Raw genomic sequence first — 15,899 nt, 5'->3', positions numbered from 1 at the left:
GCCGCGCCGCAGCCGGACCCGCGCCGCAGCCGCAGCCGGAGCCGCGCCGCAGCCTGAGCCGCGCCGCAACCGGAGCCGCGCCGCCGCCGGATTTGCAGCGGACGGCTCCGGACCGGAAAGCTCTGACGTGCAACGACGCCGACTGGAGCCCGCATGCCGCACGAACTCGTCCACCTGACCGCCGGTGGCGTCTCGCTCGTCCTGGACTGCCGCGACGACGCGCTCCCCGCCGTCGTGCACTGGGGAGCGGCACTCGGACCGCTCGACACCGACGCGCTGACGGCCCTCGCCGACGCCGACGTCGTGCCCGTCGCACCGAACGAGATGGACGACCCGGTCCGCCTGTCGGTGCTGCCCGAGCCGCACCGGGGCTGGAGTGGTCGTCCGGGACTCGCCGGGCACCGTGACGGGGCCGACTGGTCGCCGGCGTTCACCGTGACGTCGCTGGCGGTCACCGACACCGCGGTCACCGCTGATGCCGAGGACACCGTCGCCGGGCTCACCGTCCGGGTGACCATCGAGATGCTCGGTTCCGGGCTCGTGCGGGCCCGCGCGAGCGTGACGAACACCGCCGACGGCGTCTACACCGTCGACGACCTGACGCTCGCGATGCCGATCCCGTCGCGGGCGCGCGAGATCCTGGACTTCGCCGGCCGCTGGGGCAAGGAACGGACCCCGCAGCGCCGCGAACTCGTCGTGGGGACCCACCAGCGCGAGGGGCGGAAGGGCCGCACCGGCACCGACGCCGCGACCGTGCTGACGGTGGGGGAGCCGGGCTTCGGCTTCGCGCACGGCCAGGTCTGGGGCGTCCACACCGCCTGGAGCGGGAACCACCGGCACCACGCCGAACGGCTCGCCACCGGCCGCCAGGTCATCGGCGGCGGTGAACTCCTGCTGCCCGGCGAGGTCCGGCTCGCCACCGGTGCCACGTACGAGGGGCCTTGGGTGTACTTCGCCCACGGTGACGGCCTCGACGACCAGGCCCGACGGTTCCACCGCTGGCTCCGCAGCCGCCCGCAGCACCCGACGACGCCCCGCCCGATGACGATCAACGTGTGGGAGGCCGTGTACTTCGACCACGACCTGGCCCGCCTCGTCGACCTCGCCGAGCGTGCCGCAGCCCTCGGCGTCGAACGGTACGTGCTCGACGACGGCTGGTTCCGTGGCCGCCGCGACGACCACGCCGGCCTCGGTGACTGGTACGTCGACGAGGACGTCTGGCCGGACGGACTCGGCCCCCTGGTCGATCGCGTCCGTGCGCTCGGCATGGAGTTCGGCCTGTGGTTCGAACCCGAGATGGTGAACGAGGACAGCGACCTCGCCCGCGCCCACCCGGAGTGGATCCTGCAGGCCGACGGCCGGCTGCCCGCCCGGTCCCGCGACCAGCAGGTGCTCAACCTGGCGATCCCCGAGGCCTTCGACCACGTGCTCGAGCGGATGACTTCGATCATCGGCGAGTACGCGGTCGACGCCGTGAAGTGGGACCACAACCGCGACCTCGTCGAGGCGGGGTTCCCGGGCGGCGGCGCAGCGGTCCACGAGCAGACCCTCGCCGCGTACCGGTTGATGGCGACGCTCGGCGAGCGGTTCCCGTCGCTGGAGATCGAGTCGTGCTCGTCCGGCGGTGGTCGGGTCGACCTCGGCGTCATCGAGCACACCGCGCGGGTGTGGGTGTCCGACGACATCGACCCGCTCGAGCGCCAGCAGATGCACCGGTGGACGCAGCAGCTCCTGCCGCCGGAGCTGCTCGGCTCGCACATCGCGAGCGGCCGGAACCACACGACCGGTCGCGTCCACGACCTCGCCTTCCGTGCCGGCACCGCCCTGGTCGGCCACCTCGGCATCGAGTGGGACCTGGCCCGCGCGACCGCCGACGAGTCCGCCGCGCTCACCGAGTGGATCGCGCTCTACCGCGACCTCCGCCCGCTCCTGCACGGCGGTGACCTGGTGCGGTCGGACGAGGTCGACGACGCGCGGCTCGTGTACGGCACGGTCGCGCCGGACCGTCAGCAGGCCGTCTTCTTCCTCGCCAGCATCGGCCGCTCCGAGGTCTCCGGCACCGGCCGGGTCACCTTCCGCGACCTCGACCCCGACACGGCGTACCGCGTCGACCCCGTGGTCATCGGCGACGGCCACGACCTGGTGCGACCGGACTGGTGGTCCGGCCCGCGGGTGTTCAGCGGACGGGTGCTCGGCACCGTCGGCCTGCAGCCGCCGCTCATGCCGGCCGACTGCGTGGTGCCGTTTCGGGTGACGGCCGTCTGACGACGGGTGGTCGGGGTGCCCGGCCTGGAGGCCCGCCCCGCGTCCGGCGGCCCCGTCGCCGTCCGTCATGGGGTGCGTGCAGCCCGTTAGGCTTCCGGTCATGCCGCACTCCGGACACGCGACCCCGGTCTGGGCCCTCAAGCTCGCGGTCGTCACCGCCCTGGTGGGCGTCTCCGGCGGCATCGCCGGCATCGCGGTCTGGCTCGCGCTCCAGCTCATCCAGTTCGTCGCCTTCGGCTACGGGTTCGGCGGGCACCTCGAGGCGGCCGACGCATCGTCCGGGCTGAACCGGTTCCTCGCGCTCACGGCGGCCGGCGTCCTGACCGGGTTCGCCTGGTGGGCGCTCCGTCGGTGGGGGCGCTCGATCGTCTCGGTCACCGCGGCCGTCGACGGCAAGCGGATGCCGGCCCTGGCGACGCTCGCGAACGCCGGTGTCCAGATCCTGGCCGTGGGGCTCGGCGCGTCCATCGGCAAAGAGGTCGCGCCGCGTGAGGTCGGGGCCTGGCTGGCCCAACTCGTCACCCGTCGTGCGGGGCTGACCGCACGCGAGACGAAGATCCTCGTCGCCTGCGGGGCCGCGGCCGGCCTCGCCGCCGTGTACGACGTGCCCCTCGGTGGTGCGCTGTTCGCGGTCGAGGTCCTGCTCGGCGAGATCAGCTTAACGACCGCCCTGCCCGCCTTCGCCACGAGTGCCGTCGCCGCCATCACCGCCCGGCTCGTGATCCCGGACGAGGTGCTGTACCACGTGCCCGCGATGCACCTGTCGCCGTCGCTGCTCGTCTGGGCGGTCGTCGTGGGGCCGGTGCTGGGGCTCGCCGGGGTCGGGTTCGTCAAGCTGACCAACCGGCTGCAGGGCATCGCCCCGAAGGGCTGGCACCTGCTCGTCGTGCTGCCCGTGGTCTTCGCGATGGTCGGGCTCATCGCGATCCCGTTCCCGGAGATCCTCGGCAACGGCCGGGCCCTCGGCCTCGTCGCGATGAACAGCACGCTCGACGACGCCTCGTTCGCCAGCCTGTCGCCGATCGTCCTCCTGCTGCTGCTCGGCGTCCTGCGGACCGTGACCACCTCGGCCACCATCGGCGCGGGTGCGGTCGGCGGCACCCTGACGCCCTCGATCGCGATCGGGTCGGCGATCGGCGGTGGCCTGGGCGGAGCATGGCTGCTGCTGTGGCCGGCCGACGGTCCGAGCCTGGCGGCCTTCGCGTTCGTCGGTGCGGCGGCCTTCCTCGCCACCACCATGCGGGCACCGTTCACCGCCCTGGTGCTCGTCGTCGAGTTCACCCAGCAGGGCACCGACATCCTCGTGCCCTCGCTGCTCGCGGTGTCCGGCGCGGTCGCCGTCGGGTACGTGCTCGCCCGCCGTCGCAGCGCACAGATGGTGTGAGGACCCCGAACATCCCGGTACGGATGGCTGCCCGGCGGCCTACTGTCGGCGCCAGGACGGAGCGACGGGCTCCGCACCGAGACGAGGAGCAGCCGATGGCGGGGTTCGACGACATCACGAAGAAGGCCCAGGAGTTCCTGAAGGACGGCAAGGTCCGGGACGCCCTGCAGAGCGAGAAGGCCGAGGGCGTCAGCGACAAGGTGCTCGGCGGCGTGGCCGACGCGGTCAAGAAGGCCACGGGCGGCAAGTACGACGACAAGATCGACGGTGCCCGCGACGCTGCGGACAAGAAGCTCGGCAACGAGTAGCGACCGACGTGCAACGGCCCAGGACCCGGCGTTGTCCTGGGCCGTCGCGGTGCCGACTGGACGTGGTCGGGAACAACGGACACCATGGACGGGTTGCTCCGGACAGCAGCACCAGGAGGACGAGACGTGACAGTCGTGGCGCCGAACCAGCCGCTCACCGAGACCGAGGTCGAGGCGATCAAGCGGGACTTCCCGATCCTCGCGCAGGACGTGAACGGGCAGCCGTTGGCGTACCTGGACTCCGGGGCGACGGCTGAACGCCCGCGCCAGGTCCTCGACGCCGAGCGCCGGTTCCTCGAACACGACAACGCCGCCGTCCACCGCGGGGCCCACACGCTCGCGGCGCTCAGTACCGACGCCTACGAGGACGCCCGCGCCACCGTCGCCGGCTTCATCGGCGCCGCCGCCCCGACCGAGGTCGTGTGGACCGCGAACGCCACCGACGCGCTCAACCTCGTCGCGTACGGCATGGCCAACGCCAGCCGTGGCCGCGGCGGTGCCCAAGCCGAGCGCTTCCGCCTGGGCGTCGGTGACGAGATCCTCGTGACCGAGGCCGAACACCACGCCAACCTCGTGCCGTGGCAGGAGCTCGCCGCGCTCACCGGTGCCACCCTGCGCTGGATCCCGGTCGCCGACGACGGCACCTGGACCGCCGACGACGCCGCGGCGCTGATCACGGACCGCACGAAGGTCGTCGCGTTCTCGCACGTCTCGAACGTCACCGGGATGATCGCCCCCGTCGAGCAGGTCGTCGGCCTCGCCCACGCCCGCGGCGCCCTCGTCGTGCTCGACGCCTGCCAGTCCGCACCGCACCGTCCCCTCGACGTGCAGCAGCTCGGGGTCGACTTCGCCGCGTTCTCCGGGCACAAGATGCTCGGCCCGAACGGCATCGGCGTGCTCTGGGGCCGTGCCGAGCTGCTCGACGCCCTGCCGCCGTTCCGGACCGGTGGCTCGATGATCACCACCGTGACGATGGAGGGCTCCGAGTTCATGCCGGCGCCCGAGCGGTTCGAGGCCGGCACGCAGCCGGTGTCGCAGACCGTCGCCCTCGCCGAGGCCGTCCGGTACCTGCAGGGCATCGGCATGGAACGCGTCCGCGCCCACGAGGAACACCTGGCCCGCCGGATGCTCGACGGTCTCGCCGCCGTGCCCGGCATCCGGGTGGTCGGCCCGCCCGCCGGCGTCCCACGCTCCGGTCTGGTGTCGTTCGACGTCGACGGGGTGCACGCCCACGACGTCTCGCAGTACCTCGACGCGCAGGGCATCGCGGTGCGTTCCGGCCACCACTGCGCCCAGCCCCTGCACCGCCGCCTCGGTCTCGTCGCCACGAGCCGTGCGAGCACGTACGTCTACACGACCGAGCACGACGTCGACCGGTTCCTCGCAGCCGTCGCCGAGGTCCGCGACTACTTCGGAGCCACCGCGTGAACGCCCTCGACAGCCTGTACCAGCAGGTCATCCTCGACCACGCGAAGGCGCGTCACGGCGACGGCGCGATGCCCGACGCGGATGCCTCGCACTTCGAGCGGAACCCCACGTGCGGCGACGAGATCACGGTCAGCCTGCGGCTCGAACCCGGCACCGACCGCATCGCCGGGCTCGCCTGGCAGGGCGACGGCTGCTCGATCTCGATGGCCTCGGCGTCCGTCCTCACCGACATGGCCGTCGGCCGCACCGTGCCCGAGTTCCTCGCGCTGACCGAGGAGTTCCGCACCATGATGCGCTCGCGCGGCGTCGGTGAGCCCGACGAGGACGTCCTCGAGGACCTCGTCGCCTTCCACGGCGTCTCCAAGTTCGTCATGCGCGTCAAGTGCGGCATGCTCGCGTGGGTCGCGGCGGAAGCCGCCGCGCGCGAGGCGACCGCGTCCCGCTGACCCGTGTGCGGCTCGCGATCGCGAGCACCGGACAGTCGGGAGGCCCGTTGCGGGCCCGCCCCGCGCCTCCCGTCCGCAGCACGGTCAGCGGCAGACGTCCTGCGTTGCCGCCTTCGTGTCGTTGATGACGATCGTCGTCACGATGTCCTCAGCGCCGGAAGCGCCACCCGTGGTGTCGAAGTGCAGCCAGTGGCCATCCGTGGTCGGTGCCACGTACTCGCGGTAGCCGCCGATCGGTGGCTCCCACGTGTCGATCGTCTTCTCGAGCCCGGGGTACGCCGCGCGCACGTCGTCTGCGGTGGAACCGAGCGCGATGCCCGTGGACGTCAGCACGGGCGACGAGAACGCTCCGGGGTCGGTTGCCTGTCCCGCAACGCTGATGTAGCGCACGCCGGGTCCGGAGTCGTCGGACGTGACCAGGATCCGGTACCCGGACCCGCTGGGGGTGGACAGGTCGGCGGACTGCCACTCCCAGAACGTCGGGCAGCCGCTCGACGGCTGCCGCGAGAAGCCGGCAGCCGGCAGCACCGTGCTGGCGTCCGTGGCACCGAGCTGGACGGGACCGAAGGACGCGTCGCCGAAGACCCAGCTCGAGGGGCCGCTCGGGCTGGATGAAGTCGGGGTCGGGGTCGGGGTCGATTTCGGAGTCGCCGTCGGCGTGGTGGCGGCCGTCGCACTCGTCTGCGTGGCGCTCGGAGCGCTCGGCCCGGACGCTGTCGCGCAGCCAGCCGCCCCGATGAGGAGCGTGGCGATGCCGACGGTGAGGATGGTGGAGCGGAGCGTGGTCATGATTCTCCCTTCACCTTGCAGTGTCGTCGTCCCGGCGATCCTGACGGACGTCGCGTGGCGGCGAGGGGCGCGAGGCGTACTCGGACCGCTGGTATGCGAAGTCGCTCGCTACGGAGTAACGATCAGGCGATGACGCCGATCTCGCGGAGCGCGTCGCCGACGGTGATGCGCTCGTCGCGTTCCTGCGCCCGTGCCCAGCGGGACTTCGCGAGCGCGACGGCCTGGTCGTCGAGACCGAGGAGTTCGTAGAGGCCGTCCAGCTCTCGGGGAACGAGATCGGCGAGCGGCAGGGGGAACTTCCGTTCGGGGCTCGCGTAGCCCTGCTGGGCGAGCTGTTCGAGGACGCCCGGGTCGGTCTCTCGCTGTTCCATGAGCAGGACGACGGTTCGTGACCTCGTCGCCATAAGGAAGACGGACCGCACGTTCTCGTCCGGATCGGTCGCCAGGGTGATCTCGACGGCGAGGGGGAGGTCCTCTTCGCACGCGAGCTCCCAGCGCTGCGATGCGTCACCGTGGATCGCCGTCAGCATGTCCGGGTGGACGCCGAGGGCGCGCTCGCCGCGTTCCGGTCGCAGCGAGCTCGGGCGGGAGACGTCCCCGACGCGGGCCGTGGGGAAGCCGACACCCGTGTACGCGGTGTGGGCGATCGGCAGGAACTGGAGCGCCTGGTGCAGTGCGGTCGCGGCGTCCTGCACCCTCGGAGCGGTCACGTCGCCGTCGGCGGCCTCGATGGCGGAGGCGTAGTCGGACAGTGCGGTGTGCTGCTGGTCGATCGCCAGGGCGAACATCTCCTTGCCCCTGGCGGTGTCGCCGAGGAGCCGCGGGTCCAGGTGCAGCGTTACGGCGCTCGGGTCCTGCAGGTGCCCCCGCGGCGTGGCACCGCCCGACATCATGATCTCGAACGTCTCGTCGTCTTGCTCGTCGGAACCGGTCACGTCGCTGACGCTACCGGGTCAGGGGAGCGTGACGACGAGCTTCCGGGCGGAGACACCCGCGCGGAGCTCAGCGAGGGCGTCCGGGATCGCGGCGAGTCCCGATCCGACGACGGATGCGGTCGGCGTCGCTCGGTACCGACCGGTGCGGAGCGCCTCGGGCAGGAAGTCGCGGTAGATCGCGGGGCCGACCTCGGACTCAGTCGGACGGCCACCCCAGATCGCGGTGATGTTGACCCCGCGTCGACGCTCGAGACGTGCACGGATCGTCGTCACCGGCGTCGGGTAGGCCGATGCGAGTCGGCCGGAGCCGGTGGCTGCCCGGACGATCGGGAGCGTGCGGGTCAGCGAGCCCTGGCCGAAGGCGATGGTGCCGGCGAGCTCCCGGTCGGCGAGTGTCTCGAGGATGCGGCGTGCGGCACCGTCGTCGCGGTAGTCGAACACGGCTTCGGCCCCGAGGTCCTGCACGAACCCATGGTTCTTCGGCGATGCGGTGCCGATCACGGCGTACCCGGCGGCCCGGGCGAGCTGGACGGCGTTGGCGCCGACGCTCGTGGACGCGCCCCACACCAGGACGACCCCGTTGCGCTCGGCGGTGTCTGCGGTCGGGAGCGACAGCGCGAGTTGGTCCGGCTCGAACAGGCCTGCGGCGGCGGTCGAGACGGCGAGTGGCAGGACCGCTGCCTGCTCGGCCGGCAGATCATCCGGCACCGAGGTCGTCACGCGTTCGAGCAGCAGGACCTGGTGCTGGAAGGCGCCTTCGGCAGCGCTGTTCCGGTGCTGCTCCTGCCCCGCCGCGTGCCCGACGACCCGGTCGCCCACACGGAACCGCTCGACGCCGGGCCCGATCGCGATCACGGTGCCGGCGACGTCCGAGCCGAGGACCGCGGGGAACCGCAGCTTCGGGTACACCAGGTGCCGGAAGAGCCCGCCGACGGCGTCGACCGGGTTGACGGCGACGGCCTCGGCGCGGACGACGAGTTCGCCGGGGCCGGGCTGGGGGGCCGTGGCGGGCCCGACGGCGAACCGCCCGGTCGACGTGGTCCAGAGTGCTGCGTTGCCCGATGACGACATGGTGTCCCGATCTCTTGCTCGAAGTGGATCATGACACGGCGTGTCATCACCCAGTCAATCATGACACGACGTGTCATCACCAGTAGTCTTGCCCCATGCGTTGGTCTCCGGATGCCCGAGGGCGACTCGAACGAGCGGCGTTCGAGCTCTTCGCCGAGCAGGGCTACCAGGCGACGACCGTGCCGCAGATCACCGCACGGGCCGGCCTGACGACCCGCACCTTCTTCCGGTACTTCGCCGACAAGCGCGAGGTGATCTTCGCCGGCGACGAGATCCCCGACCTCGCCCGGGCCGCCATCGAGGGAGCGCCGGCCGGGATCAACCCGCTCGACATCGTCGTGCACGGCCTCCGGCAGGTCGCCGACGAGCGGTTCGAGGGGCGTCACGACGAGGTCGGTGCGGTGCGGCGGGTGGTGCTGTCCGAGCCGTCACTCCGGGAGCGCGACGCCCGGAAGCGTGCCGACCTGACGGACGCGGCGCGCGAGGCCTTCGTCGCTCGCGGGCTCGATCCGTCCGAGGCGGCGGTGATCGCCGAGACGTGCGTGATGCTGTTCCACCTGGCCCTCGAGGCCTGGGTCACCGGACCGGCCGAGCGCCGGATGGCCGACGTCGTCGACGAGCAGCTCAGTGCACTTCGTGGGGTGCTCGATCGGCCGCGCGCAGCGTCATGAAGACGTCGACGCCGTCATCGGTGTCGAGCACGAAGCCGTGTCGTTCGTAGAGTCGACGGGCGGGGCTGCCCACCAGCACGTTGAGCCGCGTCGGGCCGTCGTGGGGCTCGTCGAGGACGGCGTGCAGCACGGTCGACCCGACTCCACGGCCCTGGACCTCGGGCGCGAGGTAGAAGTGCTCGACCCAGCGGACGTCGTCCTCGACCCGCACGGTGATCGATCCGACGTCGCGGCCGTCGACCACGACGATGCGGGTCAGCCGCGGCCGGAAGGCGTCGCGGAGCCGCTGTCGGACGCGCAGCTCGTCGAACACCCCGAGCCGCGTCAGGTCGTCGCGCAGCACCACGGCCCGGAGCTCGACGAGCCACTCGAGGTCCTCGGGGGTGCTGTCCCGCAGAGCGACGTCCATCCGCCCAGCCTACGAACACCGCGAGCGCTCAGGTCTCACTACGGAGCGATGCGACCATGCTCCGCAGGATCTGGCGGGCCTCGGTCTGCTGGTCGGTGGTCAGATCGGCGAGCATCCGCTGTTCGACACCGCGGATCGCCGCACTCGCCTGCGCCAGGCTCCGACGCCCGCTGTCGGTGAGCTGCGTGGGGAGCGCCTTGCCGACCGACGGCTCGGTGGCGCGGGTGACGAAACCGTCCCGCTCCAGGGTCTGCAGCAACACGTTCATCGACTGCCGGGTGACGAAGGTGCCCCGCGCGAGTTCGGAGTTCGACAGGCCGGGGCGCTGTGCGAGCAGTTCGAGGCAGGAGTAGTGCGTCACCGTCATGCCGAGCGGGCGCAGCACGGCCTCCATCGACGCACGGAGGGCGCTGGCGGTCTCCTTGAGCAGGTAGCCGATCGACGTCTCGAGGTCGATGCCGGTGTCGTCTTGACGCATGTCAGTAGTCTGACATAGGTTCGTGTGTCAGAAAACTGACACAAAGATCAAGGAGTGCACCAATGCCCGTCACCGGCCCCGACTTCATCTCACTGCAGACCCGCGACCTCGATGCCTCACAGGCGTTCTACGAGCGGTACCTCGGCCTCGTCCGCTCGCAGGCCGGCCCGCCGCACGCCGTCGTGTTCGAGACCACGCCGATCGCCTTCGCCCTGCGCGACCTGGTACCCGGCACGGACCTCGACGCGGTGGCGCAGCCCGGCCTCGGCGTCGCGATCTGGCTGCACGCGACGGACGTGCAGGCGATCCACGACGCGCTGGTCGCCGACGGGCACCGCATCGTCTCGGCGCCGATCGACGGTCCCTTCGGTCGGACGTTCACGTTCGCCGACCCCGACGGTTACCACGTCACGCTCCACGACCGCGCCTGAGCCCTGGAACGAGCCACGCGCCCGGCGCGGGCGGCGCGCCGGGCGCGGGGCGGGCCTCCAGGCCGATGCCGGAGCCGACCGTCACGCTTCGTCACGATCCGTGACGGTCCGGGGTGTCCGACGTAGCGTCTCGACCCGTGACCACCAGCAGCGAGCACCGGCAGATCCGCTTCAACGCGTTCGACATGAACTGCGTCGCGCACCAGTCCTCCGGGCTGTGGCGGCACCCGCGTGACCGGTCGCGGGACTACCGCGATCTGACCTACTGGACGGACCTGGCGAAGACGCTCGAGCGGGGTGCGTTCGACGGCATCTTCATCGCCGACGTCCTGGGCACGTACGACGTGTACGGCGGCTCGAACGAGGCTGCGCTCCGCACCGGGTCGCAGGTGCCCGTGAACGACCCGATCCTGCTCGTGTCGGCGATGGCGTCGGTGACGGAGCACCTGGGCTTCGGCATCACGGCGGGCACCGCGTACGAGCACCCGTACCCGTTCGCCCGACGCATGTCGACGCTCGACCACCTGACCAAGGGCCGGGTCGGCTGGAACGTCGTCACCGGGTACCTGCCGAGTGCCGCGCGGAACATGGGCCAGACCGACCAGCTGTCACACGACGACCGGTACGACGTGGCGGACGAGTACCTCGAGGTCCTCTACAAGCTGTGGGAGGGCTCGTGGGAGGACGACGCCGTCGTCGCCGACCGCGAAGCGGGGGTCTTCACGGACCCGGCGAAGGTGCACCCGATCGAGCACCACGGCACGCACTTCGACGTGCCGGGCATCCACCTGTCCGAGCCGTCCGTGCAGCGCACGCCCGTCATCTACCAGGCGGGCGCGTCGCCGCGCGGCATCCGCTTCGCCGCGGAGAACGCGGAAGCGGTCTTCGTGGGCGCACCGACCGTCGAGCAGCTCGCGTCGACCGTCGCGAAGGTCCGGGACGCCCTGGAGGCAGCTGGTCGCGACCGGTACGCCGCCCGCGTCTACACGCTGCTCACCGTGATCACGGACGCCACCGACGAGCTGGCCCAGGCGAAGTACGAGGACTACCTGTCGTACGCGTCGGAGCTCGGTGCGCTGGTGCTCAACTCCGGCTGGATGGGGGTCGACCTGTCGCAGTGGGACCCGGACCAGCCCCTCGGTGACGTCGAGTCGAACGCGATCCAGTCGGCGGCGGCGAACATCGCGGCGGCGACGGGGGAGGACGGGTCGAAGTGGACGATCCGTGACCTGGCGCGGCAGACGGCGATCGGTGGACTCGGCCCGGTGGCGGTCGGCGGGGGAGCGACCATCGCCGACCGGCTGCAGGAGATCCAGGAGCTGACCGACGTCGACGGCTTCAACCTGGCGTACGCGGTGACCCCGGGCACGTGGGAGGACGTCATCGAGTTCGTGATCCCGGAGCTCCGTGCCCGTGGGGCCTACCCGGAGGAGTACGGGTCGGGGTCGCTCCGCCAGAAGCTGCACGGCCGCGGGGACCGGCTGCCCGACGAGCACCGTGGGGCGTCGTTCAGGATCGGGAGCCGGGCGGTCGTAGGCTGATCGGGTGATCGAGTCGTCCGTGGTCGTGCGTCCTGCGACCCCGGACGAGACCGACACCTGCATCGACCTGTGGGCCGCGGCCGTGGCCGCCCGTGACGGCGCCGCCGAGGACCCGGCGGTGCGGGAGCGTGCGCGGCAGAAGTTCGCCGCGGAGCACGTCGCCTGGTTGGTGGCTCCCGGCCCGGACGGTGCGGTCGACGGCTTCGTGCTCGTGACGGCGCCCGGCACCGGGCGGTCGACGGACCCGGCGGACGCCGCCTACCTGTCGTTGCTCGCGGTGCGCCCAGGGGTGCAGGCCCGCGGGGTCGGACGGTCGCTGCTGTCCGAGGCGGTGCACGATGCCCGTGCTGCCGGGCACCCACGCGTCGTGCTGCACGTGCTCGGCGACAACGACCGGGCGGTGCGGCTGTACGAGGCGGGCGGCTTCGTGGCGACGGGCGACGAGTTCGCGCACGCGCTGAGCGGGGTCACCACCCGCGTGTACGTCGCGGGCTGACGCTGGCTACGCGTCCTGCCTGCGCACCGGCGTCCACGTGGGGTGGGTCGCCGAGCGCCCGTCGCCCGACGACGTGCGGGTGATCCGACGCTGCACCCACGGCAGGACGTACTCGCGGTAGTAGCGGAGTTCCTCGCCCAGGCGGGCCCGGGCGGCACCGGCGTCCGCGGGCTCGACCGGCGCGGGGCCGTCGAGGACCGCGTGCAGCGCCAGGTCCGCGACGCGCTGGTGCCCGGTGGCGTTCATGTGCAGCCGGTCGTCCGACCAGAACTCCGCACGGCCGAGGTGCGGGTCGCGCGAGACGTCGACGAACGGCAGGCCGCGGCGTCGGGCGAGCGTGCCGAGCGCTTCGGCCCAGGCGTCACCGCGGCGGTTGATGAGGGAGCCGAGGGGCAGGCGGGCGCTCGGGTCGGCCGGGCTGAGGAGCGCCAGGCGTGCCCCGGTGGCCTCGACGCGGTCGGCGGCTGCCTCGACCTGCCCGATGAGCGCGTCCACGTCGAAGCGCGGGCGCAGCAGGTCGTTCCCGCCGGCGCAGAAGGTGATCAGGGTCGGCGCCGGGTCGAGCGCGAGTGCGGCCCCGAGCTGGCCGTCGAGGACCCCGGCGAGCAGTCGGCCGCGCACCGCGAGGTTCGCGTACGAGACGTCGGCGTCCGAGGCTCCCGCCATCGCGCTCGCGAGTCGTCCGGTCCAGCCGGGGAACGGAGCGGGTCCGGCGTCGCCGATGCCCTCCGAGAAGCTGTCGCCGATCGCGACGTAGCGGATGGTGTCGTGCATGCGCCCATCATCGTGCACACGCCTGTGCAGGTTCCCGGCACTCCGTGCTCACGAAGGGCTCGTCACCCCCAGCGAACCCTCACAGCACCGCCTTCGGCACCCGGTGCAGGGTGACCGCGCCGACGGCGGCGAAGGGGTGCAGCGGGTCCGGGGCGGTGGAGCCGGTCGGCCCGCCGAGCTTCGAGTCACCGACTGCGCTGAGCACCGCGTAGGCGTCCTCGGCGGTCCAGCCGTGCTCGTCGACGAGGAACGCGAAGGCGTCCTCGTACCCGCGCCGGACGCTCTCCTGCACGGGGTCGCCGAGGCCGACGAACAGCCAGTCGTCGGCGGTCTCGATGCGGGGTGCGCGGAGCACCGGGCCGCCCTTCACCAGGTCGACGGAGACGATCGCGGTGCCCTGGGCCTCGATGGCGACGAACGACGACTCGCCCTCGGCCATGAGCGCGTGGATGTCGCCGATCGACAGCAGCGCACCGGGGACCCGGACGGGCAGGGACACGCTCGAGCCGGGGCGGGCCTCGGTGACGTCCATGTTGCCGCCCTCCGGGTAGGCTGGCATGATCGTCGAGTTCTCACCCTCGGCAGGGGCCGTCCCGATGCACCCGATCATCGGCCGGACGGGGAACCGGTGCCGCTCGGACACCTGCACCGTGCCGTCCGAGATCGGGCAGCGGCGGGCGAAGACCCGGTCGCCCATCACGTGCTGCAGGGCCCCGGAGCCGGGCAGGGACACCGACCAGCCGTGCGTGGTCAGCTCGATGGCGTGAATGGTCACCACGAGGGTGTCGCCGGGTTCTGCCCCCTCGACGAACACCGGGCCGGTCACCGGGTTGATCGGCGCCTGCAGCTGCGCCATGTCGTGGTGCTGGTCGAGTTCGGCGTAGACGGCGTCGGTGGTCTCGAAGCCGATGGTCTCGCCGGTGCCGGGGCGGACCCGCAGCACGGGCTCCCGGTCGGCCGAGAACCCGGGGCGGCCGAGGGTGTTCGGCAGGAAGTGGTCCGGGGTCATCGTGCGTCCTCCGTCGTCGGTTCTGCTTCGGAGCCGACCTCGGTGGAACGGCCGGTGCGTCGGTAGTACAGGAACACGGCCGCGCCGACGATCAGCCAGATGACCCCGCCGACCTTCGCCTCGACCGCGGCGTTCAGCAGGACGTACCCGATGATCAGGAACCCGACCAGCGGCACGACCAGGTGCAGCAGCCAGTTGCGCGACTTCCCCTTGACGACGTGGTGCACGAAGACGGACACGTGCAGGAGCATGAAGCCGAACAGCGCGCCGAAGTTCACGAGCGACGAGATCGTGTCGATCTGCCCGACGAAGAACAGCACCAGGATCGCGGAGAGCACCGAGACGACGATGATCGCGTTCTGCGGCACCTGGCGCCCGTTGAGCTTGTGCAGGAACGCGGGCAGCTGACGGTCGCGGCTCATCGAGAAGAGCAGACGGCTCGTCGCGGCCTGTGCGGCCATGGCGTTCGCGATGCCGACGGCGAGCACGTTGACGGCGAAGAACGCGGTCGCCCAGCCGCTCGACGAGGCCTGCTCGACGATGGTGAAGAAGGCGTTGCCGGCCTCGCTGTCCGAGAACGAGTCCCGCCCCGCGGCCAGGGCGGATGCGAGCCAGGTCTGCAGGATGAACAGGAACGCCACGATGACGAGCGCCAGGATCATCGCCGTGCCGGCTCCGCCACGACGGCCGGTGGACTCCTCGGACAGCGTCGAGATGCCGTCGAAGCCCAGGAAGCTCAGCACCGCGATCGACAGGGCCGAGGCGATGAGCGGCGCCGACACCTTGGCCGGGTCCCAGATCTGCTCGGTGCCGAAGGACGCGTCGGGGATCGTGCCGCCGGTCAGTGCGACGATCGCGATGACGACGAAGATCGCGACGAAGACGAGCTCGATGAGCAGGAAGATGCGGTTCGCGAGCTTGAGCGAGGACACCCCCGCCAGGTTGATGACGGTGTTGATCGCGACGAACACGAGCGCCCACAGCCAGCGGGGCGTGCCCGGGAAGATGCCGACCATGCTCTCCGCGGCGAACACGTAGAGCAGCGTCGGGACGAGCAGGTAGTCGAGCAGGATCGCCCAGCCGGCGAAGAACCCGGCGGTGGGGTGGATGCCGCGGCCGACGTACGAGAACACGCTGCCGGCGAGGGGGATCGACTTCGCCATCTGCGCGTAGGCCAGGGCGGTGAAGATCATCGCGACGAGGCCGACGAGGTACACCAGCGGCACCATGCCGCTGGAGGCGTTGTAGACGGTCCCGAAGATCGCCCACGGGGCGATCGGGACCATGAAGACCAGGCCGTAGATGAGCAGGTCGGTGGTGGAGACGGAGCGCTTGAGCTCCTGCTTGTAGCCGTAGGCCTCGAGCTGCTGCTGTGCGGAGAGCTCACTGTGCTGCTGCGACATGTCGGGTTCCGTTTCGGGTGGAGGGACGGGTGCAGGGGCTGTCTCTTATACACATCTCCGA

At 71.7% G+C, this 15,899-nt stretch carries 17 protein-coding genes; 9 read left to right on the top strand and 8 right to left on the bottom strand.

Features of this window, described 5'->3' with window-relative positions; translation table 11 throughout:
* Positions 1 to 153: 153 nt before the first annotated feature.
* The 5 genes from DEJ27_RS14335 to sufU all read left to right on the top strand — a co-directional run bounded on the left by DEJ27_RS14335 (position 154) and on the right by sufU (position 5,831).
* Positions 154 to 2,265 carry an alpha-galactosidase gene (locus DEJ27_RS14335; protein WP_111091243.1) on the top strand — a complete coding sequence of 704 codons (2,112 nt, stop codon included), beginning with the start codon at positions 154 to 156 and terminating at the stop codon, positions 2,263 to 2,265.
* A 100-nt stretch (positions 2,266 to 2,365) separates the two neighbouring features.
* Positions 2,366 to 3,649 carry a chloride channel protein gene (locus tag DEJ27_RS14330; RefSeq protein WP_111091242.1) on the top strand — a complete coding sequence of 428 codons (1,284 nt, stop codon included), beginning with the start codon at positions 2,366 to 2,368 and terminating at the stop codon, positions 3,647 to 3,649.
* 95 nt (positions 3,650 to 3,744) lie between these two features.
* Positions 3,745 to 3,957, top strand: coding sequence for an antitoxin (locus DEJ27_RS14325; protein ID WP_110862272.1), 213 nt, complete (start codon positions 3,745 to 3,747; stop codon positions 3,955 to 3,957).
* 135 nt (positions 3,958 to 4,092) lie between these two features.
* Positions 4,093 to 5,385, top strand: a complete 1,293-nt coding sequence (locus tag DEJ27_RS14320) for an aminotransferase class V-fold PLP-dependent enzyme (protein WP_110862271.1) — start codon at positions 4,093 to 4,095, stop codon at positions 5,383 to 5,385.
* The gene (gene sufU, locus DEJ27_RS14315) at positions 5,382 to 5,831 is read left to right on the top strand and encodes a Fe-S cluster assembly sulfur transfer protein SufU (protein WP_071405057.1); all 450 of its coding nucleotides are present in this window, start codon (positions 5,382 to 5,384) and stop codon (positions 5,829 to 5,831) included. The genes DEJ27_RS14320 and sufU overlap by 4 nt, the downstream gene beginning before the upstream one ends.
* An 84-nt stretch (positions 5,832 to 5,915) precedes the next feature.
* Here the strand turns inward: sufU and DEJ27_RS14310 are convergent, their stop codons facing one another.
* From DEJ27_RS14310 to DEJ27_RS14300, 3 genes are all read right to left on the bottom strand, one after another.
* Positions 5,916 to 6,620, bottom strand: coding sequence for a hypothetical protein (locus DEJ27_RS14310; RefSeq protein ID WP_111091241.1), 705 nt, complete (start codon positions 6,618 to 6,620; stop codon positions 5,916 to 5,918).
* A gap of 122 nt (positions 6,621 to 6,742) precedes the next feature.
* Entirely contained in the window at positions 6,743 to 7,555 is an 813-nt protein-coding gene (locus DEJ27_RS14305) for a hypothetical protein (protein ID WP_111091240.1), read from the bottom strand.
* A gap of 18 nt (positions 7,556 to 7,573) precedes the next feature.
* Entirely contained in the window at positions 7,574 to 8,626 is a 1,053-nt protein-coding gene (locus DEJ27_RS14300) for a zinc-binding alcohol dehydrogenase family protein (RefSeq protein ID WP_111091239.1), read from the bottom strand.
* A 95-nt stretch (positions 8,627 to 8,721) separates the two neighbouring features.
* Here DEJ27_RS14300 and DEJ27_RS14295 point away from each other — a divergent pair, with 95 nt between their 5' ends.
* The gene (locus DEJ27_RS14295; RefSeq protein ID WP_111091238.1) at positions 8,722 to 9,297 is read left to right on the top strand and encodes a TetR family transcriptional regulator; all 576 of its coding nucleotides are present in this window, start codon (positions 8,722 to 8,724) and stop codon (positions 9,295 to 9,297) included.
* Here DEJ27_RS14295 and DEJ27_RS14290 read toward each other — a convergent pair.
* Together DEJ27_RS14290 and DEJ27_RS14285 are read right to left on the bottom strand one after the other, a co-directional pair.
* Positions 9,251 to 9,706 carry a GNAT family N-acetyltransferase gene (locus DEJ27_RS14290; RefSeq protein WP_111091237.1) on the bottom strand — a complete coding sequence of 152 codons (456 nt, stop codon included), beginning with the start codon at positions 9,704 to 9,706 and terminating at the stop codon, positions 9,251 to 9,253. The two genes, DEJ27_RS14295 and DEJ27_RS14290, sit on opposite strands and share 47 nt — an antisense overlap.
* A gap of 28 nt (positions 9,707 to 9,734) precedes the next feature.
* Positions 9,735 to 10,184: a MarR family winged helix-turn-helix transcriptional regulator gene (locus DEJ27_RS14285; RefSeq protein WP_111091236.1), complete on the bottom strand. Its 450-nt coding sequence runs from the start codon at positions 10,182 to 10,184 to the stop codon at positions 9,735 to 9,737.
* Positions 10,185 to 10,246: 62 nt separating this feature from the next.
* Here DEJ27_RS14285 and DEJ27_RS14280 point away from each other — a divergent pair, with 62 nt between their 5' ends.
* The 3 genes from DEJ27_RS14280 (at position 10,247) to DEJ27_RS14270 (ending at position 12,652) form a co-directional block, all read left to right on the top strand.
* Positions 10,247 to 10,615, top strand: coding sequence for a VOC family protein (locus tag DEJ27_RS14280; protein ID WP_110862264.1), 369 nt, complete (start codon positions 10,247 to 10,249; stop codon positions 10,613 to 10,615).
* 137 nt (positions 10,616 to 10,752) lie between these two features.
* Positions 10,753 to 12,156: an LLM class flavin-dependent oxidoreductase gene (locus DEJ27_RS14275; protein ID WP_220032959.1), complete on the top strand. Its 1,404-nt coding sequence runs from the start codon at positions 10,753 to 10,755 to the stop codon at positions 12,154 to 12,156.
* A gap of 4 nt (positions 12,157 to 12,160) precedes the next feature.
* On the top strand, positions 12,161 to 12,652 hold the full coding sequence (locus DEJ27_RS14270) for a GNAT family N-acetyltransferase (RefSeq protein ID WP_110862263.1): 492 nt from the start codon (positions 12,161 to 12,163) through the stop codon (positions 12,650 to 12,652).
* A 6-nt stretch (positions 12,653 to 12,658) separates the two neighbouring features.
* On the opposite strand, the gene DEJ27_RS14265 is transcribed toward DEJ27_RS14270, so the two are convergent.
* From DEJ27_RS14265 to DEJ27_RS14255, 3 genes are all read right to left on the bottom strand, one after another.
* Positions 12,659 to 13,426, bottom strand: coding sequence for an SGNH/GDSL hydrolase family protein (locus tag DEJ27_RS14265; RefSeq protein ID WP_258369953.1), 768 nt, complete (start codon positions 13,424 to 13,426; stop codon positions 12,659 to 12,661).
* Positions 13,427 to 13,505: 79 nt separating this feature from the next.
* Positions 13,506 to 14,435, bottom strand: coding sequence for an acetamidase/formamidase family protein (locus DEJ27_RS14260; RefSeq protein ID WP_110862262.1), 930 nt, complete (start codon positions 14,433 to 14,435; stop codon positions 13,506 to 13,508).
* The gene (locus DEJ27_RS14255) at positions 14,432 to 15,838 is read right to left on the bottom strand and encodes an APC family permease (protein WP_110862261.1); all 1,407 of its coding nucleotides are present in this window, start codon (positions 15,836 to 15,838) and stop codon (positions 14,432 to 14,434) included. Before DEJ27_RS14255 ends, DEJ27_RS14260 begins: the two co-directional genes overlap by 4 nt.
* Positions 15,839 to 15,899 lie beyond the last annotated feature (61 nt).

Source organism: Curtobacterium sp. MCPF17_018 (genome assembly GCF_003234135.1).
Taxonomy (GTDB): domain Bacteria; phylum Actinomycetota; class Actinomycetes; order Actinomycetales; family Microbacteriaceae; genus Curtobacterium; species Curtobacterium flaccumfaciens.
Note: the sequence above shows the minus strand (reverse complement) of the source record. Positions and strands in the feature narration are given on the sequence as shown.

Coding starts and splice junctions, on each gene's coding strand:
- DEJ27_RS14300 (WP_111091239.1), bottom strand. CDS start 8,626: ATGTCGTCATCGGGCAACGCAGCACTCTGGACCACGTCGACCGGGCGG.
- DEJ27_RS14285 (WP_111091236.1), bottom strand. CDS start 10,184: ATGCGTCAAGACGACACCGGCATCGACCTCGAGACGTCGATCGGCTAC.
- DEJ27_RS14335 (WP_111091243.1), top strand. CDS start 154: ATGCCGCACGAACTCGTCCACCTGACCGCCGGTGGCGTCTCGCTCGTC.
- DEJ27_RS14325 (WP_110862272.1), top strand. CDS start 3,745: ATGGCGGGGTTCGACGACATCACGAAGAAGGCCCAGGAGTTCCTGAAG.
- DEJ27_RS14265 (WP_258369953.1), bottom strand. CDS start 13,426: ATGCACGACACCATCCGCTACGTCGCGATCGGCGACAGCTTCTCGGAG.
- DEJ27_RS14280 (WP_110862264.1), top strand. CDS start 10,247: ATGCCCGTCACCGGCCCCGACTTCATCTCACTGCAGACCCGCGACCTC.
- DEJ27_RS14295 (WP_111091238.1), top strand. CDS start 8,722: ATGCGTTGGTCTCCGGATGCCCGAGGGCGACTCGAACGAGCGGCGTTC.
- DEJ27_RS14290 (WP_111091237.1), bottom strand. CDS start 9,706: ATGGACGTCGCTCTGCGGGACAGCACCCCCGAGGACCTCGAGTGGCTC.
- DEJ27_RS14260 (WP_110862262.1), bottom strand. CDS start 14,435: ATGACCCCGGACCACTTCCTGCCGAACACCCTCGGCCGCCCCGGGTTC.
- DEJ27_RS14310 (WP_111091241.1), bottom strand. CDS start 6,620: ATGACCACGCTCCGCTCCACCATCCTCACCGTCGGCATCGCCACGCTC.
- DEJ27_RS14255 (WP_110862261.1), bottom strand. CDS start 15,838: ATGTCGCAGCAGCACAGTGAGCTCTCCGCACAGCAGCAGCTCGAGGCC.
- DEJ27_RS14330 (WP_111091242.1), top strand. CDS start 2,366: ATGCCGCACTCCGGACACGCGACCCCGGTCTGGGCCCTCAAGCTCGCG.